A 25,218-nucleotide genomic window follows, 5' to 3' on the forward strand; every position below is an offset into this window, starting at 1 on the left:
TTTGCGCCTCAGTTTCGGCCTCAGTTTCCGCCTTAGCCTTCAACCTATCCTGATTCGATGCCTTCGCTCGGAACCTCGCTCACCAACCAGAACGCCGCCACCGTGCTGCGTGACGGGCTGGCGCGCGTGTCGCAGGGCGATGTAGCGGTCGATTGCGCGGGTCTGACGCAGGTTGACTCATCGGCCGTTGCCGTGCTGCTCGGTTGGCAGCGCGCTGCCGCGGGCCGTGGTCAGTCGCTGTCGATCGTCAACGTGCCGCCGCAGCTTGGCGAGCTGGCCGCTCTCTATGGCGTCGCGGGCCTGCTGGGCCTGTCTTCGGTCCTGCCGTCCGACGCTACACACCCGCAAGGCCACCACCGACATTGAACCGGCATCCTTGGCTGCGCAACATGCTGCGTCGGCCGATGCGATGCCGCGGCGGTGGGTCCGCAGCGGGACCTATCCCGCATCCCCTATAATTCCGGGTTATTCGCCCCCACATGCCCCAGACACCATTCCCCCAGGTGCTGCGCGGCAGACCCGGGGGCTCCAGACTCCAAGCCAGGCCGGTCCCGAAAGCGGACCCGTCACAAGACATTCGGCCATGAAAGCCATCGAAATCACCGACGTTCGCAAGCGCTACCGCAATCTGCAAGCGCTCAAGGGCGTCAGTTTTACCGTCGAGCGCGGTGAGTTTTTCGGACTGCTCGGCCCCAACGGCGCAGGCAAGACCACGTTGATCTCGATTCTCGCGGGCCTGAACCGCGCGGACTCCGGGCGCGTTCAGGTGCTCGGGCACGATGTGGTGGAGGACTACCGCATGGCGCGCCGCATGCTTGGCGTGGTGCCGCAGGAACTGGTATTCGATCCGTTCTTCACGGTGCGCGAGACCCTGCGTCTGCAGTCCGGTTACTTCGGCATGCGCAACAACGACGACTGGATCGACGAGATCATGGCCAATCTCGATCTCACGAACAAGGCCGACAGCAACATGCGCCAGCTCTCGGGCGGCATGAAGCGCCGCGTGCTGGTGGCGCAGGCGCTGGTGCACCGCCCGCCCGTGATCGTGCTCGACGAGCCGACCGCCGGCGTCGATGTGGAACTGCGCCAGACGCTGTGGAAATTCATTTCGCGGCTGAATCGCGAAGGCCACACCATCATCCTGACCACGCATTACCTCGAAGAAGCCGAAGCGCTGTGCGATCGCATCGCGATGCTCAAGTTCGGCGAGGTGGTCGCGCTCGATCGCACGAGCAGTCTGCTCAATCAGTTCGCCGGACTGCAGTTGGTACTCACCCTCTCGCGCGGCGTTCTGCCGCCTGCGCTCGAGGCATTGCGCATGCCCGCCAATCCGGGCGAGCGCGCGCATCGGCTACGCCTGTCGGGCTATGAAGCCGTGGAGCCGATCCTCGCCGCGTTGCGCGAGGCCGGCTGCGAAATCGAGGACATGGAAGTGAGCAAGGCCGATCTCGAGGACGTGTTCGTCCAGATCATGCGTCGCGAGGGGCATATGCCCGGGTCCACGCCGGCCACGGCGATGGAGGCCGCAGCATGAAGACGCCGGTGGAGATTGAACTGGCCGAGAATGCGCGCCTGTCGGCCATGTCCGTCGGCGGGTTCGTGGGCTTTCGCACGCTGCTCTACAAGGAGGTGTTGCGCTTCTGGAAGGTTGCCTTCCAGACTGTGGCGGCACCGGTGATGACCGCGGTGCTGTACCTGCTGATCTTCGGCCATGTGCTGGAAGGCCGCGTGGAGGTGTACCAGGGCGTCAACTACACCTCGTTCCTGGTGCCGGGACTGGTGATGATGAGCGTGTTGCAGAACGCGTTCGCCAACAGTTCGTCATCGCTGATCCAGTCGAAGATCACGGGCAACCTCGTGTTCATCATGCTGCCGCCGCTGTCGCACTGGGAGATGTTTGGCGCGTACGTCACCGCCTCGATCATCCGTGGGATTTCCGTGGGGCTTGGCGTGCTGCTGGTGACGGGGCTGCTCGTGCCGCTGCATGTGGCCAATATCGGCTGGGTGTTTCTGTTCGCGCTGCTCGGTGCCGGCATCCTCGGCACGCTGGGGTTGATTGCCGGGATCTGGGCCGAGAAATTCGACCAGCTCGCGGCGTTTCAGAACTTTTTGATCATGCCGGCCACGTTTCTGGCGGGCGTGTTCTATTCGATTCATACACTGCCGCCATTCTGGCAGGCGGTGTCGCATGCCAACCCGTTCTTCTACATGATCGACGGGTTCCGCTTTGGCTTCTTCGGCGTTTCGGATGTGTCGCCGATGTTCAGCCTGACGGTGGTCGGCATTGCCTTCGTGGTACTCGCGGCGCTGGCGCTGCGGATGCTGCGGACCGGATACAAACTGCGTCATTGAGGGCGTTTAGCCTCTCGTGTCGCACAAATGAATGAAGTTTTAATAGAGACAGACATGCTGCCCACACCGGAACAAGTCAGGGACTACATTGCCCAAGGATTGCCCTGCGACCATCTGGAGGTCGAAGGCGACGGCCAGCACTTCTTCGCGACGATCGTCAGCGCTGAGTTCGACGGCAAGCGGCTGATCCAGCGACACCAGCGCGTGTACGCGGCGCTGGGCGACCGCATGCGCGCGGAGATTCATGCGCTGTCGATGAAGACGCTCACCCCGGCCGAATGGCAAGCCGGCGCCGCCTCGAAGTAACCAGACATTAATAGACGGAACATGGACAAATTCCAGATTCAGGGCAATGGCCCGCTGTCCGGAGAGATCCGGGTCTCGGGCGCGAAGAACGCCGCACTGCCGATTCTCTGCGCGGGTCTGCTTAGCGCCGATGATGTGATCATCGACAACGTGCCGAATCTGCAGGACGTGCGCACGATGCTCAAGCTGCTGCGCGAGATGGGCATGCGCGCGGAGCTCGATGGCGCGCGCGCCACGCTCAACGGCGCCGATGTGAACCTGCCGGAGGCCTCGTACGAACTGGTCAAGACCATGCGCGCGTCGATCCTCGTGCTCGGTCCGCTGGTCGCGCGCTTCGGCGAGGCTCGCGTATCGCTGCCCGGTGGCTGCGGCATTGGCGCGCGTCCAGTCGATCAGCACATCAAGGGCCTGCAGGCGATGGGCGCCGAGATCTCGATCGAGCATGGTTTTATCCATGCCCGCGCGTCGCGCCTGAAGGGCACGCGCGTGGTGACCGACATGATCACCGTCACCGGCACCGAGAATCTGCTGATGGCCGCGACGCTGGCCGACGGCGAGACCGTGCTCGAGAACGCGGCGCGCGAACCCGAAGTGACCGACCTCGCGAACCTGCTCGTGAAGATGGGCGCGCGCATCGAGGGCATCGGCACGGACCGCCTGGTGATTCAGGGCGTGGAGCGCCTGCATGGCGCCACGCACTCGGTGGTGGCCGATCGCATCGAAGCCGGCACGTTCCTGTGCGCGGCCGCCGCGACGCTCGGCAACGTGGTGCTGCGCGATGTGCCGCCGCTGATCCTCGATGCCGTGCTCGCCAAGCTGCGCGAGACCGGCGCGCAGATCGAGACCGGCGATGACTGGATCAAACTGGCGATGCCGCGCCGCGCGCAGGCCGTGAGCTTCCGCACGTCCGAATACCCGGCATTCCCCACCGACATGCAGGCCCAGTTCATGGCGCTCAATGCGGTGGCCGAAGGCACGGCGCGCATTACCGAGACCATCTTCGAAAACCGCTTCATGCACGTGCAGGAGCTCAACCGGCTCGGCGCCAACATCACGGCCGAGGGCAATACCGCGGTGGTGACCGGTGTGCCGCGCCTGTCGGGTGCCACCGTCATGGCCACCGATCTGCGCGCCTCGGCGAGTCTCGTGATCGCGGGTCTGGTGGCCGATGGCGATACCGTCATCGACCGCATCTACCATCTCGACCGTGGCTACGATCGCATGGAAGACAAGCTGTCCGCGGTGGGCGCGAAGATCCGCCGCATTTCCTGACGCGCCCTCCAAGAACAAGATTGAGAAGAATTCGATGAGTCCCGCTGCCTTTTCCTCGCTCAATGCCACCTCCGGTCAGCTCACGCTGGCGCTGTCCAAGGGCCGTATCTTCACGGAGACGCTGCCGCTGCTCGAAGCCGCCGGCATCCGCGTGACCGAAGATCCTGAGACCTCGCGCAAGCTGATCCTGCCGACGTCCGACCCGGCCGTGCGCGTGATCATCGTGCGCGCCTCGGACGTACCGACGTACGTGCAGTACGGCGCCGCCGACTTCGGCGTGGCGGGCAAGGACGTGCTGCTCGAGCATGGCATGACGGGCCTGTATGCGCCGATCGATCTCAACATCGCACGCTGCCGCATGTCGGTGGCGGTGCCGGCGGGCTTCGACTATGTCAACGCGGTGCGCCAGGGTGCGCGCCTCGCGGTGGCCACCAAATACGTGCAGACCGCGCGCGAGCACTTCGCCAAGAAGGGCGTGCACGTGGATCTGATCAAACTGTATGGATCGATGGAACTGGGCCCGCTGGTGGGCCTGTCCGACGCGATCGTCGACCTCGTGAGCACCGGCGGCACGCTGCGCGCGAACAACCTGGTCGAGGTCGAGGAGATCATGCAGATCTCGTCGCGGCTGGTGGTGAACCAGGCCGCGCTGAAACTCAAGCGCGAACGCCTCGCACCGATTCTCGAAGCGTTTGAAGCGGCCTCGGCTGCGATGGCTTGAGAGTGCGAGGAAGGTAGCGAGGAAGGAAGTCATGAACGATACCGATATGGACAACCTGTCGATCCGCCGGCTCGACTCGACCGAACCCGGCTTTGCCACGGCATTGCGGCAGGTGCTGGCGTTCGAGGCGGGCGAGGACGAAGCCATCGATCGCGCGGCCGCGCAGATCCTGGCGGACGTGCGCACGCGCGGTGATGAAGCGGTGCTCGAATACACGCGCCGCTACGACCGCGTGGAAGCGGCATCGCTGGGCGCGCTGGAACTGTCGCAGGCCGAACTCGAAGCTGCGCTCGAAGAGCTCGAACCCAAGCGCCGTGCGGCGCTGGAAGCCGCGGCAGCACGCGTGCGCGCCTATCACGAGAAGCAGAAGATCGAATGCGGCAGCCATAGCTGGGAATACACCGAGGCCGACGGCACGATGCTGGGCCAGAAGGTGACGCCGCTGGACCGTGTGGGCATCTACGTGCCCGGTGGCAAGGCTGCGTATCCGTCATCGGTGCTGATGAACGCGATTCCCGCGCGCGTGGCTGGCGTGAAGGAAGTGATCATGGTCGTGCCGACGCCGGGTGGCGTGCGCAACGAACTGGTGCTGGCCGCCGCGCAGATCGCGGGCGTGGACCGCGTGTTCACGATCGGTGGCGCACAGGCCGTGGGCGCGCTCGCGTTCGGCACGGCGACGATTCCGCAGGTCGACAAGATCGTCGGCCCGGGCAACGCGTATGTGGCCGCCGCCAAGCGCCGCGTGTTCGGCACCGTCGGCATCGACATGATCGCTGGCCCTTCCGAGATCCTGGTGATCTGCGACGGCAGCACCGATCCCGACTGGGTGGCGATGGACCTGTTCTCGCAGGCCGAGCACGACGAACTCGCGCAATCGATCCTGCTGTGCCCCGATGCTGCTTATCTCGACCGCGTCGAGGCCAGCATCCAGCGCCAGCTTGGCACGATGCCGCGCCGTCAGGTGATTGCCGCCTCGCTGTCCGGCCGTGGCGCGCTGATCAAGGTACGCGATATGGAAGAGGCCTGCGAGATCGCCAACGCGATCGCGCCCGAGCACTTGGAGATTTCGGCCGAGAATCCGCGCCAATGGAGCGAGAAGATTCGCCACGCCGGTGCCATCTTCCTGGGTCGCTATACGAGCGAGTCGCTTGGCGACTACTGCGCCGGTCCGAACCACGTACTGCCCACCTCGCGCACCGCGCGCTTCTCGTCGCCGCTGGGCGTGTACGATTTCCAGAAGCGTTCGAGCCTGATCGAGGTGAGCGAGACCGGCGCGCAGATGCTGGGCGAAATTGCCGCGGAACTCGCGTATGGCGAAGGGCTGCAGGCGCATGCGCGCAGTGCCGAATACCGTTTCAAGCGGTCGTAAGTTTTACTACCGTTCGTTTTCCCCACTCAATGACGCAAGCAGAGGACTCCATGTCAGCCGTACAGCCTTCCCTGATCGACCGCATCATCCGTGACGACGTGCGCGCCATGGGCGCTTACCACGTGCCGGATTCGCACGGTCTGGTGAAGCTCGACGCGATGGAGAACCCGTACCAGCTGCCGCCGGCACTGCGCGAGCAGCTCGGCAAGCGGCTGTCGGAGGTGGCGCTCAATCGCTATCCGGTACCGACCAGCGAAGCGCTGCGCGCCAAGCTCAAGTCCGTGATGCAGGTGCCGGCCGGCATGGAAATTCTGCTCGGCAATGGCTCGGACGAACTCATCAGCATGCTCGCGATGGCCGCGGCCAAGCCGGGCGCGAAGGTGCTGGCGCCGGTGCCGGGCTTCGTGATGTACGCGATCTCCGCGCAGTTCGCGGGCCTCGAGTTCATCGGCGTGCCGCTGCGCGCGGACTTCACGCTCGATCGCGGGAAGATGCTGCGGAAGATGGCCGAGGAGCAACCGGCGATCATCTATCTGGCGTATCCGAACAACCCGACTGGGAACCTGTTCGACGCCGAGGACATGGACATGATCGTGCGCGCCGCCAATGGCGACGTGTGCAACAGCCTCGTGGTCGTGGACGAGGCCTATCAGCCGTTCGCGCAGAACAGCTGGATGCCGCGTCTGGCGGACTTCAGCAATCTGCTGGTCATGCGCACGGTGTCCAAGCTCGGCCTGGCCGGCATCCGCCTGGGTTATATGGCGGGTTCGCCGGCGTGGATCGAGCAGCTCGACAAGGTGCGCCCGCCGTACAACATCAACGTGCTGACCGAAGCCACCGCGTTGTTCGCGCTCGAACACGTGGATGTGCTCGACGAACAGGCCGCGCAGCTGCGCGAACAGCGTTCGTTGTTGTCTGCTCAGCTGGCCGCTTTGCCCGGCGTGACGGTGTTCCCGAGCGATGCCAACTTTCTGCTGATTCGCGTGGCGAATGCGGCACAGACGTTCGAACGCCTCGTTTCACGCAAGGTACTGATCAAGAACGTGAGTAAAATGCACGAATTGCTGGCCAACTGTCTGCGCGTGACGGTCAGCACGCCCGAAGAAAACGCGCAGTTTATGGAAGCGTTCGTCGCTTCGTTGCAGGATTAACCCCACCATGCGTGTTGCAGAGGTCACCCGCAATACCTCCGAAACGCAAATCCGCGTTTCACTGAATCTCGACGGCACCGGTCGCCAGAAGCTGGCGTCGGGTGTGCCGTTCCTCGACCACATGCTGGATCAGATCGCCCGCCATGGCATGTTCGACCTCGAAGTCGAAGCCACTGGCGACGTCCATATCGACGACCATCACACGGTCGAAGATGTCGGCATCACGCTCGGCCAGGCCGTTGCGCGCGCGATCGGGGACAAGAAGGGCATTACGCGTTATGGCCACAGCTACGTGCCGCTGGACGAATGCCTGTCGCGCGTGGTCATCGACTTCTCGGGCCGCCCAGGGCTGGAGTTCCACGTGCCGTTCACGCGTGCGCGCGTGGGCAGCTTCGATGTGGACCTGACCATCGAGTTCTTCCGTGGCTTTGTCAATCATGCGGGCGTGACGCTCCATATCGACAACCTGCGCGGCATCAATGCGCACCATCAATGCGAAACGGTGTTCAAAGCGTTCGGCCGGGCACTGCGCATGGCGGTGGAGCTGGACCCGCGTTCGGCAAACACGATTCCGTCGACCAAAGGCACGCTCTGAGGAATACGTTTCCGGGACATTAGTCTGGCGAGCCGGCTGTTGCGGCGCTGCCGATCGTTCGCGACCGACCGCAACCCATGGACACGCTCAAGTCATTCATCTCGCTGCTGGCGCTGATCAATCCGATCGGGGCGATCCCGTTCTTTATCAGCCTGACGAGCCAGCAGACCGAGGCCGAGAAGATGCGGACGATCAAGATCGCATCGATCTCGGTGGCGATTGTCATGGGCGTGTCGGCGTTGCTGGGGCAGCAGATCATCGAGTTCTTCAATATCTCGGTGGCGTCGCTGCAGGTGGGGGGTGGACTGATCATGATCATGATGGCGATGAACATGATCAACGCGCAGTCGAGCCGCACGCGCGCCACGCCAGAGGAAGAGGACGAGGCGGAAGCCAAGTCGAGCATCGCGGTGGTGCCGCTGGCGCTGCCGCTGCTGACCGGCCCGGGGTCGATCAGCACGGTGATCGTCTATGCAGGCAAGACCCAGCATTGGTATCAGCTGCTGATTCTGGTCGGCATCGGCATCGTGCTTGGCGGCGTGGTGTACATGACGTTCCGCGCGGCCGATCCGATCGCGCGGGTGATTGGCCGTACCGGCATCAATATCGGCACGCGCCTGATGGGACTGATCCTGTCGGCGCTGGCCGTGGAATTCATCGTGGACGGGCTGAAGACCCTGTTGCCTGTTTTGAAATCATGACTACCATAGCTATTGTGGATTACGGCATGGGCAACCTGCGCTCGGTGGCGCAGGCGTTGCGCGCCGCGGCACCGGAAGCGAATGTCCAGGTGGTGGATCGCCCCGAAGCGATTCGCGCGGCGGACCGCGTGGTGCTGCCGGGGCAGGGCGCCATGCCGGATTGCATGGGGGCGCTCGGCGCATCGGGCCTGCAGGAGGCGGTGATCGAAGCGGCCGCCAACAAGCCGATGTTCGGTGTGTGCGTTGGCGAACAGATGCTATTCGACCGCAGCACCGAAAGTCGTCCTGGAGAAGCAGCCACGCCGTGCCTCGGATTGATGCCCGGAGAGGTCATCCGGTTCGAGCTGGAAGGGCAGATTCAACCGGACGGCTCGCGCTTCAAGGTGCCGCAGATGGGCTGGAACCGCGTACGTCAGACCCGGGCACACCCGATCTGGCAGGGCGTTCCGGACGATAGCTGGTTTTATTTCGTGCATAGTTACTACGTGCACGCGCAGGACCCGGTGCATACCGCCGGCGAAACCGAATACGGCGTCGTGTTTACCAGCGCGGTAGCACGCGATAATATTTTTGCCACGCAGTTCCACCCCGAGAAGAGCGCAGCGATGGGTTTGCAGCTATACCGGAACTTCGTGCATTGGAATCCCTGAAGTAACCCCTGATCGACGGCCGTCATTGCGGCGGCCCGCTTTCATTTTTTCCTTTTTACACAACCTCGCTCGTCACGCATATGTTGCTCATTCCGGCCATCGACCTGAAGGACGGTCAGTGTGTACGCCTTAAACAAGGCGACATGGACCAGGCCACCGTCTTTTCCGAAGATCCTGCCGCCATGGCACGTCATTGGGTGGACCAGGGCGCGCGCCGTCTCCACCTCGTCGACCTCAATGGTGCATTCGTGGGCAAGCCCCGTAACGAAGCCGCGATCAAGGCGATCATCGCCGAAGTCGGCGGTGAAATTCCGGTGCAGCTCGGTGGTGGCATCCGCGACCTCAACACCATCGAGCGCTGGCTCGACGATGGCTTGTCCTACGTGATCATCGGCACCGCCGCGGTCAAGAACCCCGGTTTCCTCAAGGATGCGTGCTCCGCGTTCGGCGGCCACATCATCGTCGGCCTCGATGCCAAGGACGGCAAAGTGGCGACGGACGGCTGGAGCAAGTTGACCGGCCACGAAGTGGCGGACCTCGCGCGCAAGTACGAGGACTACGGCGTGGAAGCGATCATCTACACCGACATCGGCCGCGACGGCATGCTGCAAGGCATCAACATCGACGCGACGGTCAAGCTCGCGCAGTCGATGACGATTCCGGTCATTGCCAGCGGTGGCCTGTCGAACCTGACCGATATCGAACGCCTGTGCGAGGTGGAGCGCGAAGGGGTGGAAGGCGTGATCTGCGGTCGCGCGATCTACTCCGGCGACCTCAACTTTGCCGACGCGCAGGCGCGCGCCGATACCCTGGGCGCCGAGTAATTTTTATACGCACGCACCCGTAGCACCCTCGCCGTAAGCTTGTGACTATGGCAGCGGCGGGCGGTGCGCAAGGAACCTCATGCTAGCCAAACGTATCATCCCCTGCCTGGATGTGACCAATGGGCGGGTGGTCAAGGGCGTCAACTTCGTCGAGTTGCGCGACGCGGGCGACCCGGTCGAGATCGCGCGCCGCTACGACGATCAGGGCGCCGATGAAATCACTTTCCTCGACATCACCGCGACCAGCGATGGCCGCGACCTGATTCTGCACATCATCGAGGCGGTGGCTTCGCAGGTGTTTATTCCGCTGACGGTGGGCGGTGGGGTACGCGCGGTGGAAGACGTACGTCGCCTGCTTAACGCGGGCGCGGACAAGATCAGCGTCAACTCGTCGGCGATCGCCAATCCGCAGTTGGTATCGGATGCCGCCGGCAAGTACGGTTCGCAGTGCATCGTGGTGGCGATCGATGCCAAGCGCAGCTCCGCGCCGGGCGAGCCCGCGCGCTGGGAAGTGTTCACGCATGGCGGCCGCAAGGCCACCGGGCTCGACGTGGTGGAGTGGGCGCGCCAGATGGCCGCGCGCGGCGCCGGCGAGTTGCTGCTCACGAGCATGGATCGCGACGGCACCAAGAGCGGCTTTGACCTCGAACTCACGCGCGCTGTCAGCGACGCGGTGTCGATTCCCGTTATTGCATCGGGGGGTGTTGGCGGCCTGCAGGATCTGGCCGACGGCATTACCGTTGGCCGTGCCGACGCAGTTCTGGCCGCGAGCATTTTTCACTACGGCCAGCACACCGTCGGTGAGGCAAAAGACTTCATGGCCCGGCAGGGCATCCCGATGCGGACGTGACTATGGCAAAGAAGTGGCTCAACAAGGTGAAGTGGGACGATAACGGTCTGGTACCGGTGATCGTCCAGGAAGTCGGCTCGAATGACGTGCTGATGTTCGCGTTCATGAATCGCGACGCGTTGCAGCGCACCGTCGAACTCGGCGAGGCCGTGTTCTGGTCGCGCTCGCGCAAGCGCCTGTGGCACAAGGGCGAGGAGTCCGGCCACGTGCAGAAGGTGCACGAGATGCGTCTGGACTGCGATGAGGACGTGGTGCTGCTGAAGGTGACGCAGGTGGACAACATCGCCTGCCATACCGGCCGCCACTCGTGCTTCTTCCAGAAGTTCGAAGGCGACGTCGAGACCGGCGACTGGCAGACCGTGGAGCCGGTGCTCAAGGATCCGTCCACCATCTACGCCAAGCCATGAGTGCCTCCCAATCGAATACGCCCGGCTTGAACGCCGCGGACGTTCTGGCACGCGTGGCCGCCACGCTGGAGTCGCGCAAGCCCGAAAACGGCGGCGACCCCGACAAGTCGTACGCCGCCAAGCTATTCCACAAGGGCGACGACGCCATTCTCAAGAAGATCGGCGAGGAAGCCACGGAAACCGTGATGGCCGCCAAGGACGCGCGCGCCGCGGGCCTGACGGCCGAGGCCACCGGCAAGGTGGTCTACGAAGTGGCGGACCTGTGGTTCCACAGCATGGTGCTGCTGGCGAAGTTCGGCCTGACGCCGGCCGACGTCATCAACGAACTGGCGCGCCGCGAAGGCATGTCCGGGCTCGAGGAGAAGGCCAGCCGCAAGGAGTGAGGCAGCGGGTGGAGTAAGGTAGAGGCTAACGAGGCAACTAGGCAAAAAGCCAGGGAAGGTGCAACGATGGCAAACGACTTTACCGGGCAGGTAACCACCACCGCCGACACTGGCCAGCTGGACAGCCTGCGCAAGCTCACCCATATCCTCTACGCGCTGTACGCGATCTTCTGGATCACGGGCGGCGTGACGGCGCTGATCGCGATCGTGATCAATTACGTGAAGCGCGACGATACGGAGGGCACGCTCTACGCCACGCACTTCGCATGGCAGATCCGTACGTTCTGGTGGTATCTGGGCTGGATGGCGCTCAGCGGGGTCTTTGCGATTACGGTTTTGCTGTTTCCCGTGGCCATTGCCATGTGGAGCGTATTGTCCTTGTGGATGCTTTACCGTATCGTGAAGGGTTGGTTGTATCTGAACGATAACAAGCCGATGTATCGGGGATAACTGCGGCGGTAACAGCGCCCGTCGGTAACAGAATCGTAATGTTTCGGTATGCGGTCGGTAAGCGTTAGACGGCTACATTGAACGCAACGGGACATGCTGGTGTAATGTTCCGCCAAGCCGCAACGAAATTTTCATGGAACCGCAGGATAATTGCGTTTTCCACATTCACGCCGGGAACCGTCGTCCGGCGCGAATTTTGAAGGACGGTAATTCAGGGGCAGAACGGCGTGAGTCGCCGTTCCAGGCTTCATCAGGAGCAAGAAATGGGTTCGTTTAGCATTTGGCACTGGCTGATCGTGCTGGTGATCGTCATGCTCGTGTTCGGTACCAAGAAGCTGCGCAATATCGGCACGGATCTGGGCGGCGCGGTCAAAGGCTTCAAGGACGGCATGAAGGACGGCGAGAAGGACGCGCAAGCGGACGCGCCGGCCAAGGAACTGCGCGACGCGACGACGATCGACGTAGAGGCCAAGGAAAAGTCGCGCCAGCAGTAAGCGGCCGACATTCTTCCTTGCAACGCGCCTTGCATCCCGTCTCCCCGGCGGCCACGTTCAGCGTGGCCCGCTTTTCTTGTGTCTCAGGTTCGACGTCCGCATGATCGATCTCGGCATTTCCAAGCTGGCACTGATCGGCGCAGTTGCGCTGATCGTGATCGGTCCCGAGCGCCTGCCGAAGGTAGCGCGCACGGTCGGCGCACTGGTCGGTCGCGCCCAGCGCTATATCAGTGACGTCAAGGCGGAAGTCAGCCGCGAGGTGGAACTCGACGAACTGCGCAAGATGCGTACGGAGTTCGAGACCGCCGCGCGCGACGTCGAGCAGACGATCCACAAGGAAGTGAATGACCTCAACCAAGAGGTCAAGGACCAGGCGCAGGCCGTCAACGACGCGCTCTCGGGCAATGCGTCCGGAGACGGTTTTGACAGCAGCAGTCCTTTCGGCAACAGCGATGGCGGTTTCGTGCCGTCGTGGGACGCCGCGCACAAATCGCACAATGGCCGCAAGAGCTGGCGCGTCAAGCAGGGCGCGCGGCCAGTCTGGTTCAAGCGTCAGCAGGGCACGCGCACGTGGGTGCAGTCTGGCGCCGCGCGCGTCAAGCGTCATCGTCCCGCGCGTGGCGCGGCACGATCCTTCTTCGAATAGGCATGCAGGTCGCCGACCGAATTCAAGTATCCAGCCCTCGTGGCTGAGCGGTTTCAAGCCATGAGCGACACGCAATCCCCAGATCCCCAGCGTCCACCGGACGAAGCGCAGGAAACCTTCATCTCCCATCTGATCGAGCTGCGCGAGCGTCTTGTGAAGGCGGTGGCGGGAGTCATCCTCGTATTCGTCAGCCTGGTCTATTGGGCGCCGCTGATCTTCAACCTGTTCGCGCGGCCGCTGATGGAGTCGCTGCCCAAGGGCGGCAAGATGATCGTCACGGACGTCACCGGCTCATTCTTCGTGCCGATGAAGGTCACGCTGCTGGTCGCCTTTCTGATTGCGCTGCCCTGGGTCCTGTACCAGATCTGGCAATTCGTTGCGCCGGGTCTGTACCAGCATGAGAAGAAGCTGATCATGCCGCTGGTCTCGAGCACTTACCTGCTGTTCCTGTGCGGCGTCGCGTTTGCGTACTTCTTAGTGTTCCCGACCGTGTTCCACTTCATGGCGCACTACAACGCGCCGCTCGGGGCCGAGATGTCGACAGATATCGACAAGTACCTGAGTTTCGCGATGACGACCTTTTTAGCGTTCGGCATCACGTTCGAGGTGCCGGTCGTGGTGGTCGTGCTCGTGCGCTTTGGCGTGGTGGAGCTGGCCAAGCTCAAGCAGATCCGTCCTTACGTGATCGTGGGCGCGTTCATCATCGCTGCGGTGGTCACACCGCCGGACGTGCTGTCGCAACTGCTGCTGGCAGTGCCGCTGATCGCACTTTACGAACTCGGCCTGATCCTCGCGCGCTTTGTCTCCGCTCCGCGAGCCGCAGAGGACGCCGCAGGCGAGACCACCGAAACCACCGCCGACTGATCCCGGCCGATCGTCTGTCTCCGCAGCAAGCCGCTGCGGCAGATTTCCCAATCATTGCATTCCGAAAGTCTGCTGATTCTCGCTAAGTCATTGATTTAGCGAGATTTCTGCGGCGCGTCATTTTCTGGGCTGCTCATCTCGCCCGGCGCCGGTGCGCTTGCCGACCTCGCGCAAAGGGCCGCAAAGACGAACACCGTACGCTCGGCCGCGTTGTTGTTTCATGACAACATAACTCGTTCGCATTCGATGTTTACGGCCGAAAAGTCTTCTGTCGAGCGCGACCCCTGTCACATAATACGACGCAGACGTGAACGTTAATGCGTCGCCCAAGCACTTGGGCAACCAAGATTTCCCAATCAGTTGACAAGGAAAGTGTCGATATGAAGATGAAACTGTTTGCAGCTGCCGTTGCCGCTCTGGCCGCCGGCGGTGCGTATGCCCAGTCGAGCGTGACCCTGTACGGTGTGGTTGACGCCGGTATCGAATACCAAAACCACCAAGTTAATCCTGCTGGCGTGACCGGCAGCCACGACGTGGTTCGCCTGAGCTCGGGCAACATGTCCGGCAGCCGTTGGGGCCTGCGTGGTGTTGAAGACCTGGGCGGTGGCCTGAAGGGCGTCTTCGTGCTGGAAAGCGGTTTCAACGTTGACACCGGTACGTCGGGCCAAGGTGGCCGTCTGTTCGGTCGTCAGGCATTCGTCGGTGTGCAAAGCCAATACGGCACGCTGACGTTGGGCCGTCACCAGACCCCGTTCTATGACTTCGGTCTGGCCTTCGACCCGATGGCCATTTCGACGAACTACTCGATCACCTCGCAAGGTACCGAGTTCCAGTCGCGTGCTGACAACTCCGTCAAGTACATCGGCACGTTCGGCGGCCTGACCACCCAGTTGCTGTACTCGACCGGTAGCAACACCGGCGCGACCGCAGCTTCGGCTTACCAAGGCATCAACGGTGAAGTCCCGGGTAACTACCACACCGGCCGTGAGTACAGCGCCAGCGTGGTTTACAACGGTGGCCCGTTCTCGCTGGGCGTGATCTATGACGAAACCAACGTCGGTATCCTGGGCACGCCTGATGCCAAGATCCGTCGCGCTTCGGCAGCTGGTACGTACTCCTTCGGCCCGGCCAAGGTGTTCGCTGGCTACCGTTACGCCAAGGCTTCGGACGGCGCACGTCTGCCGGGCGGCACGCTGGCTAACGGCGTAGTTGCTGCTGATCGTTCGAACCTGTACTGGGCTGGCGTGGGTTACCAGCTGACCCCGGCCCTGTCGCTGACGGGCGCGGCTTACTACCAAGACTTCCGCAACACCGGTGCTGATCCGTGGAGCTTCGTCGTTTCGACGGACTACGCGTTCTCGAAGCGTACCGACGCCTACCTGAACGTGGCTTACGCCAAGAACAAGGATGGCTCGACGCTGGGTCTGTCGGGTTCGGGCGCAGCAGGTTCGGGCTTCGGCGCGACCAGCGGCTCGGCCAACCAGTTCGGCGCTGTGGTTGGTGTTCGCCACAAGTTCTAATTTGACGCAGGCGTAAGCCTGCATCGAATTGGGCTGGATCAAAACCCCGGCATCCTTGCGGATGCCGGGGTTTTGTTTTGTGCGGCCGCGTGATGTGTGATCACGGTTTGTTCTTGGCCTCCTCGAGGCTGAGGCTGTGGGGGAGGAGGGTAGCGCCGCATACCGGTGCCGCTGGCCGACTCACCGGCGCTGGCGCTGGCGCTGGTACTGGCACTGGTACTGGTACTGGTACCAGCGCCAGCACCGGGGCATCGCGCCACCCGTACCCAAGTCAGCGAGTGAGCGTTAGCAAGGCAGCACGAACGCAGCACGCGAACCGCACGCGCAATAAAAAAGCCAGGACCTTGGTCCTGGCTTTTTTACGATCCGACGTAGAAGAAGATCAGTCGTTCTCGTCCAGCGGCAGCGCGCGCCGCGGTGGCGGGGGACGCTTGCCAATGGTCACTGCCACATCCACCGGCTTGCTACGTCGCATCACCTTCATCTTCACCTCAGCGCCCGGCTTCAGCTGCGCTATCGAATTCAGCAGCGCGGTGGTATCGCTAATCGACTGGTTATCGACCGACACCAACACATCGCCAGGTCTGACCCCGGCCTTGTCAGCCGGCCCACCCTGAACAACCGCCGCGATCAGCGCGCCTTCCTTGGCATCGAGGCCGAATGACTCGGCGATCTCGGGTGTCATGTCCTGCGGTTCCACACCGATCCAGCCGCGCGTGACGCTGCCGGTGGAGATGATCGACTCCATCACCTGCTTGGCCGTGGACACCGGAATCGCAAAGCCAATCCCCAGCGAGCCACCCGAGCGCGAATAGATCGCGGTGTTGATGCCGAGCAGATTGCCGCGCGCATCGACGAGCGCGCCACCCGAGTTGCCCGGGTTGATCGCCGCATCGGTCTGAATGAAGTTCTCGAACGTGTTGATACCGAGGTGGCTGCGACCTAAAGCGGAGACAATACCCATCGTCACGGTCTGCCCGACGCCGAACGGATTGCCGATTGCCAGCACCACGTCACCGACCTGTACGTTCTCGAGACGGCCGAGCGTAATTGCCGGCAGGTCCTTGAGTGTGACCTTGAGCACCGCGAGATCGGTTTCCGGATCCGAGCCCACCACCTTCGCATTGGCCTTGCGGCCATCGGTCAGCGCGATCTCGATTTCATCGGCGCCATCCACGACGTGGTGGTTGGTTAGAATGTAGCCTTCCGAGCTGACGATCACGCCAGAACCAAGGCTTGCCACCGGCTCCTGCCGTTGCTCCGGTAAGCGATCGCCAAAGAAGAAGCGGAACCACGGATCTTCCGACTGCGGGTTCGGCGAACGCTTCGAGCCGTTCTTGCTGGTGAAAATATTGACGACGGCCGGCATCGCCAGCTTGGCCGCATCACTATAAGAGCCTTCGGCAGGGCCGCCGGCAACATTGGGCACGACTTCCTTCAGTGCCACGATCGGCGAGCCGGACTGCACGGCGACGCGCCCGCGCTGCAGCCACTCGGGTTTTAGTGTGGCGACGACGAACCACACAGCCAGCACGACGGTGACAGCCTGCGCGAAGAACAGCCAGAAGCGGCGCAACATATCGAAGATTGGACCAGGAATGGAAACAAAAGAGCTTGAATTGTACTTGAACGACCTACTGGAAGTTCCCCGTTTCAAGGACTATTGCCCGAACGGACTGCAAGTGCAAGGTCGACCTGAAGTCACCCATATCGTCACGGGCGTGACGGCCAGCCTGGCGCTGCTCGATGCGGCGATCGATGTCGGTGCCGATGCGATCCTCGTTCATCATGGCTACTTCTGGAAAAACGAAGATGCGCGCGTGATCGGGCAGAAGCATGCGCGGCTGAAACGTTTGCTGGCCGCGGATGTGAACCTGATGGCGTATCACCTGCCGCTGGACAACCACGTCGAGCTCGGCAACAACGCGCAGCTGGCCGCACAGCTAGGGCTGACGCCGACCGGCAGGTTTTCTGACGATCAGCTCGGCTGGACCGGCACGTTGCCGTGGCCGATGTCGCTGCGCGAATTTGCCGCACATGTGGCGGGCGTGCTGCAGCGCGAGCCGCTTGCGCTCGGCGATCCGGAGAAGGTCGTGCGCAATGTGGGGTGGTGTACCGGCGGCGCGCAGGGCTACTTCGATGCCGCGGTGGCCGCGGGCGTCGATGTCTATGTGAGCGGCGAAGTGTCGGAGCAGACCACGCACCTCGCGCGTGAGAGCGGCGTGGCGTACCTGGCGGCAGGGCACCACGCCACCGAGCGCTACGGCATTCGCGCGCTAGGGGAGCATCTGGCGCAGCGCTTCGAGCTGCGCCATACCTTTATCGATATCCCAAATCCCGTTTAAACAACGCGCTTACGGGCGCGCCTTCAGGCTATCGCGAATCTCGCGCAGCAGCACGATATCTTCCGCCGGCGCGGCCGGTGCCGGCGCTTCTTCATCCTTGGCGCGCATCTTGTTGAAGGCGCGAACCATCATGAAGATGATGAAAGCCAAAATAATAAAGTTGACCGCGATGGTCAGGAAATTGCCATAAGCGAACACAGGCACGCCCGCTTTTTTCAAAGCATCGAGGGTGTTGGGCGTGTTGGGCGGAGGGTCCGCGAGCACCACGAACATGTTCGAGAAGTCCAGCTTGCCGACGATCCGGCCGACCACAGGCATGATCAGATCATTGACCACGGAATCGACAATCTTGCCGAAAGCCGCGCCAATAATGACACCTACGGCGAGATCGATGACGTTGCCGCGCATCGCGAAGGTTTTGAACTCTTGCATCATTCCCATGCGTTTTCTCCTTCTTTGTAGCTGGTGATTTGACGTTCCGAAGAGGCCTCCGAAGGCTTCAAGACTGCCGGAGGACTTTCGCGGACGCAAGTACAGTTCCACCTATCGCACGGCCATGACCGATAATCGACCAACAACCTATAGGTAGTTCGCCTATCGCCGTAAGATGTGCCTCAGGTATAATTTTTGGTTGACGCAAGATCAAATTGACTTCCCCTGGGGTTTGGAATGAGTGACCAGCAGAACGTGAATAACGTGGACAAAGGTCGCCGCAATTGGTTGATCGCAACTTCGGTTGCGGGCGGCGTAGGAGGCGTGGCAGTAGCAGTTCCTTTCGTCAGTACCTTTGCACCCTCGGAGAAAGCCAAAGCCGCCGGTGCACCGGTGGAGGCTGACATCGGCGGACTCAAGCCCGGCGAGATGATGACCGTGGAGTGGCGAGGCAAACCGGTCTGGATTCTTCGCCGTACCCCGGAGATGCTGGCATCGCTCAAGAAGACCGATGCGGAAGTCGCCGATCCCAATTCAGACGTTCCGTTCACGATGCCGACGCCGGCATATTGCAAGAACGAAACGCGCTCCCGCGACGACCACAAGGATGTGTTGGTCGTCGTCGGGATCTGCTCGCACCTCGGGTGCTCGCCTTCCGGTCCGTTCGCGGCCGGATCCAACCCCCAGCTGGGCGCCGACCCGGGCTTCCTGTGCCCGTGCCACGGCTCCACCTTCGACCTCGCAGGCCGCGTGTTCAAGAACAAGCCGGCACCGCAGAATCTTGACGTACCCCCGTACCAGTTCCTGACCGATACGAAGATCGTGATCGGCAAGGACGAGAAAGGAGAAGCTTGATCATGGCGGCCGAGAAAGTAGTCAAAACAACTGGCCTGCTGGGCTGGATCGACGCCCGCTTCCCCGCGACGCAACTCTGGGAAGATCATCTCTCCAAGTACTACGCGCCGAAGAACTTCAACTTCTGGTACTTCTTCGGTTCGCTCGCGCTGCTGGTGCTGGTCATTCAGATCGTGACCGGCATCTTCCTGGTGATGAACTACAAGCCGGATGCCACGCTGAACGCCGCGGGCATTCCGGTGGCGTTTGCCAGCGTGGAGTTCATCATGCGCGAGGTGCCATCGGGCTGGCTCATCCGCTATATGCACTCGACGGGCGCGTCCGCGTTCTTCGTCGTGGTCTATCTGCACATGTTCCGCGGGCTGCTGTACGGTTCGTATCGCAAGCCGCGTGAACTGGTCTGGATCTTCGGCTGCCTGATCTTCCTGTGCCTGATGGCGGAAGCGTTCATGGGCTATCTGCTGCCGTGGGGGCAGATGTCGTACTGGGGCGCGCAGGTGATCGTGAACCTGTTCTCCGCGATTCCCGTGATCGGCCAGGATCTGTCGCTGTTTATCCGCGGTGACTACGTGGTGAGCGATGCCACGCTGAACCGGTTCTTCTCGTTCCACGTGATTGCGGTGCCGCTGGTGCTGCTGGGCCTGGTGGTGGCGCACATCATCGCGCTGCACGAAGTGGGCTCGAACAACCCGGACGGCGTGGAGATCAAGGCGAAGAAGGACGAGAACGGTATCCCGCTCGACGGCATTCCGTTCCATCCGTACTACTCGGTGCACGACCTGATGGGCGTGACCGGCTTCCTGATCTTCTTCTCGGCGGTGATCTTCTTCTTCCCCGACATGGGCGGCTACTTCCTGGAAGCGAACAACTTCTTCCCGGCGGATCCGCTCAAGACGCCGCCGCACATCGCGCCGGTGTGGTACTTCACGCCGTTCTACTCGATGCTGCGTGCCACGACCTCGAACTTCCTGCCGATTCTGTGGCTGTTCTTCGCGGTGGTGCTCGGCATGGTGATCCTGCGCAGCAAGGACACGCGCGTGAAGATCGGCTCGATCCTGGTCCTCGTGATCCTGGCGCTGGGCTTCTGGAAGATCGACGCGAAGTTCTGGGGCGTGCTGGTGATGGGCGGCTCGGTGATCGTGCTGGTGTTCATGCCGTGGCTCGACTGCTCGCCGGTCAAGTCGATCCGCTATCGTCCTTCGTTCCACAAGTCGATTCTGACGGTCTTTGTGGTGGTGTTCCTGGTCCTTGGGTACCTCGGCGTGCAACCGCCGTCGCCGGTCGGAGAAAAGATTTCGCAGCTCGGTACGCTGCTGTACTTCGCTTTCTTCCTGACCATGCCGCTGTGGAGCCGCGCCGGTACGTTCAAGCCGGTGCCGGATCGCGTGACTTTTCACGCCCACTGAGCGTCGCGCGAATTCCCGACAAGAGGACAAGGACACAAGATGAAAAAGCTTCTTTCGATTCTCGCACTGGTCGGCGTGTGCTTTGCCACCGTGCCCGCCATGGCATCCGAGGGAGGGTACCCCCTCGAGCCGGCGCCGCTCGACACGAGCGATATGTCGTCGCTCCAGCGTGGCGCCAAGCTGTTCGTCAACTACTGCCTGAACTGCCATAGCGCCTCGATGATGCGCTACAACCGTCTGCGCGATCTCGGTCTGACCGACGAGCAGATTCAGCAGAACCTGTTGTTCTCCGCGGACAAGGTGGGCGAGCTGATGACGATCTCGATGCCGCCGAAGGATGCGAAGGCGTTCTTCGGGGCGCAGCCGCCGGACCTCTCGGTCATCGCGCGCGCCCGCGGCAACGACTGGCTCTATACGTACCTGCGCACGTTCTACCGTGACGACTCGCGCGCCACGGGCTGGAACAACCTGGTGTTCCCGGCCGTCGGCATGCCGCACGTCCTGTACGAACTGCAGGGCCAGCGCGCGGCGAAGTTTGCCGAAGTGGAAGAGCACGGCGAGAAGGTGCACAAGTTCGCCGGCTTCGAGCAAATCACCCCGGGCAAGCTGAGCACGCAGGACTACGATCAGGCCACGGCGGACCTCGTCAACTACCTGAACTGGATGGCGGAGCCGGCGCAGAGCCATCGCAAACGCCTGGGCGTCTGGGTCCTGCTGTTCCTGGGCGTGCTGACCGTATTCGCATGGCGCCTGAACGCTGCGTACTGGAAAGACATCAAGTAATTTGTAACAAAAAAGCCCGATCATGACGGGGGCCGACGTCGAAGTTGCTACTGGCAACAACGCGCCGGCCCTTATGCTGTGCGGCTTGCGGGCAGATTGGTGCCCCCTGCGGCACGCCGGCTATTTGTAACTTATTTGCTTTTCGATAGACCGTTCTGACAAAATGCTTGCCCTGTCTGAACTAGCGCTGCCCGGTTCGTCCCTATGACGAAAAGCTTCTCGTTAGGGAAGCTTTTTTCAGTGGTCCGAACCCCCACCCAAGGAATCCAACCATGATGGTGTTGTATTCGGGAACGACTTGCCCGTTTTCCCAACGTTGCCGCCTTGTCCTGTTTGAAAAGGGCATGGACTTCGAAATCCGCGACGTGGATCTGTTCAACAAGCCCGAAGACATCTCGGTGATGAACCCGTACGGTCAGGTTCCCATCCTGGTCGAACGCGATCTGATCCTGTACGAGTCGAACATCATCAACGAGTACATCGACGAGCGCTTCCCGCACCCGCAGCTGATGCCGGCTGATCCGGTGCAGCGCGCGCGCGCCCGCCTGTTCCTCTTCAACTTCGAGAAGGAACTGTTCACCCACGTGTACGTGCTGGAGAACGAAAAGGGCAAGGCTGCCGAGAAGAATCACGAGCGCGCCCGCGCCGCGATTCGCGACCGCCTGACGCAACTTGCGCCGATCTTCGTCAAGAACAAGTACATGCTCGGCGAAGAGTTCTCGATGCTGGACGTGGCCATCGCGCCGCTGCTCTGGCGTCTGGACCACTACGGCATCGAACTGTCGAAGAACGCCGCACCGCTGCTGAAGTACGCCGAACGGATCTTCAGCCGCCCGGCCTACATCGAAGCACTGACCCCGTCCGAGAAGGTGATGCGTCGTTAAGACGCGCATACGCTGCAAAGGATGGACGCCACCAAACGAATCAATGTCTGAAACTTCCACCAAGCCCTATCTGATCCGCGCCATCTACGAGTGGTGCACCGATAACGGCTTTACGCCGTATATCGCCGTCTTTGTCGACGCCAATACGAGCGTTCCGCGCGAGTTCGTGAAGAACAACGAAATCGTGCTGAACGTGAGCTTCGACGCGACCAGCGGCCTGGACATGGGCAACGAGTGGATAGCGTTCAGCGCGCGCTTCGGTGGCGTATCGCGCAAGATCGATGTGCCAGTGGAGAACGTACTGGCCATCTACGCGCGCGAGAACGGGCAGGGGATGGCTTTCCCGGTAGAGCGCAGCGTGCCAGAGACGCAGGCTTTGACCGAACGGGAAAGCAATCCGCCGCCGAAGCTGGCGTCTGTTGAGTCGTCTGATACAGCTGCGCCGGTGACTGCTTCGGAAGGTTCGTCGTCGGATCCGGAAGACGATCCGACACCGCCGCCGGTGCCCCGCATCGGGGGCAAGAAGCCTTCGCTGAAGGTGGTCAAATAAGGCTTCGATTTTTGGGACCGCATGCGATAGAATCGCGGTCTCCACACATGCCGGCTTAGCTCATCAGGTAGAGCAGTTGATTTGTAATCATCAGGTGGCGGGTTCGAGTCCTGCAGCCGGCACCAAGTTTTGAAGGAAAGGCCACGCGAATGCGTGGCCTTTTTGTTTGGTGCGGCCACACGGGGGCCATCAATGGTTCGGGCAACGGCCCGCCGCTCGCGCAGTGACGTTTTCAAGAAATGCTGATAGCGGCCCCCGCGGCCCAACGATATGTTTGTCGCCTGAAGCAACCACAAATAGGTTGCCGTATGGGGTCAAACAGAATGAATCCACTCTCCTCTCAGAACAGGGAGTCCGAGCTTAGTTATGCTTACTTGCACGCTGTCGCTTCGTCAGTCGGTGTCGCATGCGAAGTCGCCGGCCGACATGCCGATAATGCCGGGGTCGACGCACGCTTAGTAGGTTGGGGGCCCTTTACCGATAGGGGACTTCGGCGGGAGGTCGATGTGAAAGTTCAGCTGAAGGCAACGGTAAAAATCCCCTCGGAGGTCGACGGAGCACTCTCGTATAGCCTTGCTGGAGTCTCGCGATACGACCACTTGCGGACCGACGCAAGGTCGACGCCTCGCATACTGGTCGTCCTGTTCTTGCCACCCGCGGCCGATGAGTGGATCACCCAATCCGATAGTGCACTCTCGCTACACAATTGCGCTTACTGGGTTAGTCTTCTTGGTGCGAGGGCTTCAACAAACAAGTTTTCGCAGACCGTCTATCTGCCAAAGTGCCAACGGTTTGATGGTCCAGGCCTGCTGTCTCTCATGAGCAGCCTTTCTCGGGGTGAAATTCCACGTTATCGGGAGGTGGAAGCGTGACTTGCGACAAGGCAGTAGCACCGACGGACCTGCGCGACTATCTGCGATCCCAAGGTTGGGCGCTGTTGGAAGAAGCTCTCGCCGATCGCCTGTACATGGTCGAGAACGCCAACTTCCCGATGCGCCAGCTCACATTTCCAATGGATGCGACGGCAGACGACTATTCGGAGTCGGTCGATATCGTCATCGCGAAGCTCGCCGACATGATGGGGCAGACGTCGTCCTCGATCCTCTCCAAGGTTCGCGCACTAAAAGATGATGTGGTTCGTCTTCGAGTGTTTTCAGACGGAAATGACAGTACCTTGCCATTGAGCTTTGCATCGACGTTAATTGGCAGCACTGAGAAGTTGCTTCGCGCGGCAGCATGCACTGTTCTGCGACCGCGGACTTACCACGGTCGGCTCAATCTTGGAGAGGCGGCGCAGTTCGTGGACGCCGCGCGCTTTGGTCAAACTGAAGAGGGAAGCTTTGTACTGAAGGTCGCCTGTCCGATCCATGCTATGCAGGTTCAGGGCGACCTCGAGCCAAGTGACAGTGAAGAGCCCTTCGTGCGGCAGGTAACACTGTCGTTGCATAGAGCGCTTTCGCAGTTGACTTCCGCAATTGAGCGAGATGAGTTGGATCGCCTAGTCGACGATCTGAAGAGATCACCTAAGCCTCTTGTGTCGTCGAACCTTTGTGAAGCCCTGTCGGCGATGCACGAGGAGAGAGCAGACAACTCCTTGGATATCGCCGTCGACTGGTCATCGCTCCGAATGGTCAATGATCGCGCCGCCGGTCGCACCATTCGCATACAGCGCGACTACTTCTCTCGCATCGAAGAGGTGCGCCGAGAACTGAGGCCTGTGGAGCTCCATGAAGAGGACACGTTCATCGGCACGGTTGAGCGCCTTGAAGGAGAGATGGGTCAAGATGGGCGCAGAGCCGGCGACGTAGTCCTTTCGCTGCTATTGCCAGATGAGGGAGAGACCGTTCGCGCGAGGGTGACGCTTTCCGCGGATGACTACGAGCGCGCCGATCGGGCGCATATGCGCAACGGCGCTTACGTGCTCGTCATGGGGCGACTTGGACCTGGACGTCAGCCTCGGCAACTGACCCACGTGCTGCGGTTCGAAGTGCTTGCCGCGAGATAGAAAACTCGACCGTGCCTGCGCAGAGGATCGAGCCGTATTGCGCGGTATTGTATGTGGCGACGCTGACGTGCCATGGCGCTATTGCGCCAGCGCTTGACCTTGCTCAAAAATGGGGGTGCTCCCTCGAACCGCTAGCGCCTGTTTACGCCGCCAAATGCTTACGGAAATGGTCGGCTGTATCCGGATCAGCAAAGTACACGTAGCAGCCCTTCATTCCACGCGATAAAAGCACTCGATAGGTATTTTTCACCAACCGAACAAAATCGTCCTTAGATCGTTTGACCGTCGTATCGTGCGTATTTCGGCGAACGTGACCGCCGATTTCGGGATCGTGACCGATTCGGCGGGATGGGAGTTGCGCGGTGTCGATTGTAGGGTTTCGTATCAGTCTTGGTCGAGTCCT

General features: G+C 61.7%; 31 protein-coding genes and 1 tRNA gene. 29 read left to right on the forward strand and 3 right to left on the reverse strand.

Going from position 1 to position 25,218, the window contains the following annotated elements:
* Positions 1–57: 57 nt before the first annotated feature.
* The 20 genes from LDO41_RS32930 to LDO41_RS33025 all read left to right on the forward strand — a co-directional run bounded on the left by LDO41_RS32930 (position 58) and on the right by LDO41_RS33025 (position 15,555).
* Positions 58–366 carry an STAS domain-containing protein gene (locus tag LDO41_RS32930; RefSeq protein WP_223995707.1) on the forward strand — a complete coding sequence of 103 codons (309 nt, stop codon included), beginning with the start codon at positions 58–60 and terminating at the stop codon, positions 364–366.
* A 217-nt stretch (positions 367–583) separates the two neighbouring features.
* The gene (locus LDO41_RS32935; RefSeq protein WP_223995708.1) at positions 584–1,534 is read left to right on the forward strand and encodes an ABC transporter ATP-binding protein; all 951 of its coding nucleotides are present in this window, start codon (positions 584–586) and stop codon (positions 1,532–1,534) included.
* A complete protein-coding gene (locus tag LDO41_RS32940) occupies positions 1,531–2,352 on the forward strand; it encodes an ABC transporter permease (RefSeq protein ID WP_223995709.1) in 822 nt (273 codons plus the stop codon). Before LDO41_RS32935 ends, LDO41_RS32940 begins: the two co-directional genes overlap by 4 nt.
* 54 nt (positions 2,353–2,406) lie before the next feature.
* A complete protein-coding gene (locus LDO41_RS32945; protein WP_223995710.1) occupies positions 2,407–2,658 on the forward strand; it encodes a BolA family protein in 252 nt (83 codons plus the stop codon).
* Between the two features lie 21 nt (positions 2,659–2,679).
* Complete coding sequence (murA, locus tag LDO41_RS32950; RefSeq protein ID WP_223995711.1) at positions 2,680–3,930, forward strand: UDP-N-acetylglucosamine 1-carboxyvinyltransferase; 1,251 nt, start codon at positions 2,680–2,682, stop codon at positions 3,928–3,930.
* A 34-nt stretch (positions 3,931–3,964) separates the two neighbouring features.
* A complete protein-coding gene (gene hisG / locus LDO41_RS32955; RefSeq protein WP_223995712.1) occupies positions 3,965–4,651 on the forward strand; it encodes an ATP phosphoribosyltransferase in 687 nt (228 codons plus the stop codon).
* Positions 4,652–4,682: 31 nt separating this feature from the next.
* Positions 4,683–6,020, forward strand: a complete 1,338-nt coding sequence (gene hisD / locus LDO41_RS32960; protein WP_223995713.1) for a histidinol dehydrogenase — start codon at positions 4,683–4,685, stop codon at positions 6,018–6,020.
* A gap of 50 nt (positions 6,021–6,070) precedes the next feature.
* Positions 6,071–7,171 carry a histidinol-phosphate transaminase gene (gene hisC / locus LDO41_RS32965; protein WP_223995714.1) on the forward strand — a complete coding sequence of 367 codons (1,101 nt, stop codon included), beginning with the start codon at positions 6,071–6,073 and terminating at the stop codon, positions 7,169–7,171.
* 7 nt (positions 7,172–7,178) lie between these two features.
* Positions 7,179–7,766, forward strand: coding sequence for an imidazoleglycerol-phosphate dehydratase HisB (gene hisB, locus LDO41_RS32970; RefSeq protein ID WP_223995715.1), 588 nt, complete (start codon positions 7,179–7,181; stop codon positions 7,764–7,766).
* Between the two features lie 77 nt (positions 7,767–7,843).
* On the forward strand, positions 7,844–8,467 hold the full coding sequence (locus LDO41_RS32975; protein ID WP_223995716.1) for a YchE family NAAT transporter: 624 nt from the start codon (positions 7,844–7,846) through the stop codon (positions 8,465–8,467).
* Positions 8,464–9,117 carry an imidazole glycerol phosphate synthase subunit HisH gene (hisH, locus tag LDO41_RS32980; protein WP_223995717.1) on the forward strand — a complete coding sequence of 218 codons (654 nt, stop codon included), beginning with the start codon at positions 8,464–8,466 and terminating at the stop codon, positions 9,115–9,117. The genes LDO41_RS32975 and hisH overlap by 4 nt, the downstream gene beginning before the upstream one ends.
* A gap of 80 nt (positions 9,118–9,197) precedes the next feature.
* On the forward strand, positions 9,198–9,941 hold the full coding sequence (gene hisA / locus LDO41_RS32985) for a 1-(5-phosphoribosyl)-5-[(5-phosphoribosylamino)methylideneamino]imidazole-4-carboxamide isomerase (RefSeq protein ID WP_223995718.1): 744 nt from the start codon (positions 9,198–9,200) through the stop codon (positions 9,939–9,941).
* 79 nt (positions 9,942–10,020) lie between these two features.
* Positions 10,021–10,791, forward strand: a complete 771-nt coding sequence (gene hisF / locus LDO41_RS32990; protein ID WP_223995719.1) for an imidazole glycerol phosphate synthase subunit HisF — start codon at positions 10,021–10,023, stop codon at positions 10,789–10,791.
* Positions 10,792–10,793: 2 nt separating this feature from the next.
* Positions 10,794–11,198: a phosphoribosyl-AMP cyclohydrolase gene (gene hisI / locus LDO41_RS32995; protein ID WP_223995720.1), complete on the forward strand. Its 405-nt coding sequence runs from the start codon at positions 10,794–10,796 to the stop codon at positions 11,196–11,198.
* On the forward strand, positions 11,195–11,581 hold the full coding sequence (locus tag LDO41_RS33000; RefSeq protein ID WP_223995721.1) for a phosphoribosyl-ATP diphosphatase: 387 nt from the start codon (positions 11,195–11,197) through the stop codon (positions 11,579–11,581). The genes hisI and LDO41_RS33000 overlap by 4 nt, the downstream gene beginning before the upstream one ends.
* Before the next feature lie 66 nt (positions 11,582–11,647).
* A complete protein-coding gene (locus LDO41_RS33005) occupies positions 11,648–12,031 on the forward strand; it encodes a DUF4870 family protein (protein ID WP_223995722.1) in 384 nt (127 codons plus the stop codon).
* A gap of 263 nt (positions 12,032–12,294) precedes the next feature.
* On the forward strand, positions 12,295–12,525 hold the full coding sequence (gene tatA, locus LDO41_RS33010) for a Sec-independent protein translocase subunit TatA (RefSeq protein WP_223995723.1): 231 nt from the start codon (positions 12,295–12,297) through the stop codon (positions 12,523–12,525).
* A gap of 100 nt (positions 12,526–12,625) precedes the next feature.
* Complete coding sequence (gene tatB, locus LDO41_RS33015; RefSeq protein ID WP_223995724.1) at positions 12,626–13,171, forward strand: Sec-independent protein translocase protein TatB; 546 nt, start codon at positions 12,626–12,628, stop codon at positions 13,169–13,171.
* A 60-nt stretch (positions 13,172–13,231) separates the two neighbouring features.
* Positions 13,232–14,035 (forward strand): twin-arginine translocase subunit TatC, encoded by an 804-nt coding sequence (gene tatC, locus LDO41_RS33020; protein WP_223995725.1) that lies wholly within the window; start codon positions 13,232–13,234, stop codon positions 14,033–14,035.
* A 380-nt stretch (positions 14,036–14,415) separates the two neighbouring features.
* Positions 14,416–15,555, forward strand: coding sequence for a porin (locus LDO41_RS33025; protein WP_223995726.1), 1,140 nt, complete (start codon positions 14,416–14,418; stop codon positions 15,553–15,555).
* 382 nt (positions 15,556–15,937) lie between these two features.
* Here LDO41_RS33025 and LDO41_RS33030 read toward each other — a convergent pair whose 3' ends face one another.
* Positions 15,938–17,134: a Do family serine endopeptidase gene (locus LDO41_RS33030; protein ID WP_223995727.1), complete on the reverse strand. Its 1,197-nt coding sequence runs from the start codon at positions 17,132–17,134 to the stop codon at positions 15,938–15,940.
* 19 nt (positions 17,135–17,153) lie between these two features.
* Between LDO41_RS33030 and LDO41_RS33035 the strand changes: the two genes are divergently transcribed.
* Positions 17,154–17,900, forward strand: a complete 747-nt coding sequence (locus LDO41_RS33035; protein ID WP_223995728.1) for a Nif3-like dinuclear metal center hexameric protein — start codon at positions 17,154–17,156, stop codon at positions 17,898–17,900.
* 9 nt (positions 17,901–17,909) lie between these two features.
* Here LDO41_RS33035 and mscL read toward each other — a convergent pair whose 3' ends face one another.
* On the reverse strand, positions 17,910–18,341 hold the full coding sequence (mscL, locus tag LDO41_RS33040) for a large conductance mechanosensitive channel protein MscL (RefSeq protein WP_290370938.1): 432 nt from the start codon (positions 18,339–18,341) through the stop codon (positions 17,910–17,912).
* Positions 18,342–18,569: 228 nt separating this feature from the next.
* Between mscL and petA the strand changes: the two genes are divergently transcribed.
* From petA to LDO41_RS33080, 8 genes are all read left to right on the forward strand, one after another.
* Positions 18,570–19,187, forward strand: a complete 618-nt coding sequence (gene petA / locus LDO41_RS33045) for a ubiquinol-cytochrome c reductase iron-sulfur subunit (protein ID WP_223995729.1) — start codon at positions 18,570–18,572, stop codon at positions 19,185–19,187.
* A gap of 2 nt (positions 19,188–19,189) precedes the next feature.
* On the forward strand, positions 19,190–20,593 hold the full coding sequence (locus tag LDO41_RS33050) for a cytochrome b (RefSeq protein ID WP_223995730.1): 1,404 nt from the start codon (positions 19,190–19,192) through the stop codon (positions 20,591–20,593).
* Positions 20,594–20,632: 39 nt separating this feature from the next.
* The gene (locus LDO41_RS33055) at positions 20,633–21,376 is read left to right on the forward strand and encodes a cytochrome c1 (RefSeq protein WP_223995731.1); all 744 of its coding nucleotides are present in this window, start codon (positions 20,633–20,635) and stop codon (positions 21,374–21,376) included.
* A gap of 272 nt (positions 21,377–21,648) precedes the next feature.
* Positions 21,649–22,260: a glutathione S-transferase N-terminal domain-containing protein gene (locus LDO41_RS33060; RefSeq protein ID WP_008643086.1), complete on the forward strand. Its 612-nt coding sequence runs from the start codon at positions 21,649–21,651 to the stop codon at positions 22,258–22,260.
* Positions 22,261–22,303: 43 nt separating this feature from the next.
* Positions 22,304–22,810 carry a ClpXP protease specificity-enhancing factor gene (locus LDO41_RS33065; protein WP_223995732.1) on the forward strand — a complete coding sequence of 169 codons (507 nt, stop codon included), beginning with the start codon at positions 22,304–22,306 and terminating at the stop codon, positions 22,808–22,810.
* Between the two features lie 49 nt (positions 22,811–22,859).
* Positions 22,860–22,935: transfer RNA gene (locus LDO41_RS33070), tRNA-Thr, on the forward strand.
* 198 nt (positions 22,936–23,133) lie between these two features.
* A complete protein-coding gene (locus tag LDO41_RS34445; RefSeq protein ID WP_223995733.1) occupies positions 23,134–23,682 on the forward strand; it encodes a DUF4365 domain-containing protein in 549 nt (182 codons plus the stop codon).
* Positions 23,679–24,815 (forward strand): hypothetical protein, encoded by a 1,137-nt coding sequence (locus tag LDO41_RS33080; protein WP_223995734.1) that lies wholly within the window; start codon positions 23,679–23,681, stop codon positions 24,813–24,815. The genes LDO41_RS34445 and LDO41_RS33080 overlap by 4 nt, the downstream gene beginning before the upstream one ends.
* A 142-nt stretch (positions 24,816–24,957) precedes the next feature.
* Here the strand turns inward: LDO41_RS33080 and LDO41_RS33085 are convergent.
* Positions 24,958–25,218: DNA/RNA helicase domain-containing protein (locus LDO41_RS33085; protein ID WP_223995735.1), on the reverse strand; the 261-nt coding region annotated here is incomplete at its 5' end.

This window comes from Cupriavidus pampae (assembly GCF_914271485.1).
Lineage (GTDB): Bacteria > Pseudomonadota > Gammaproteobacteria > Burkholderiales > Burkholderiaceae > Cupriavidus > Cupriavidus pampae.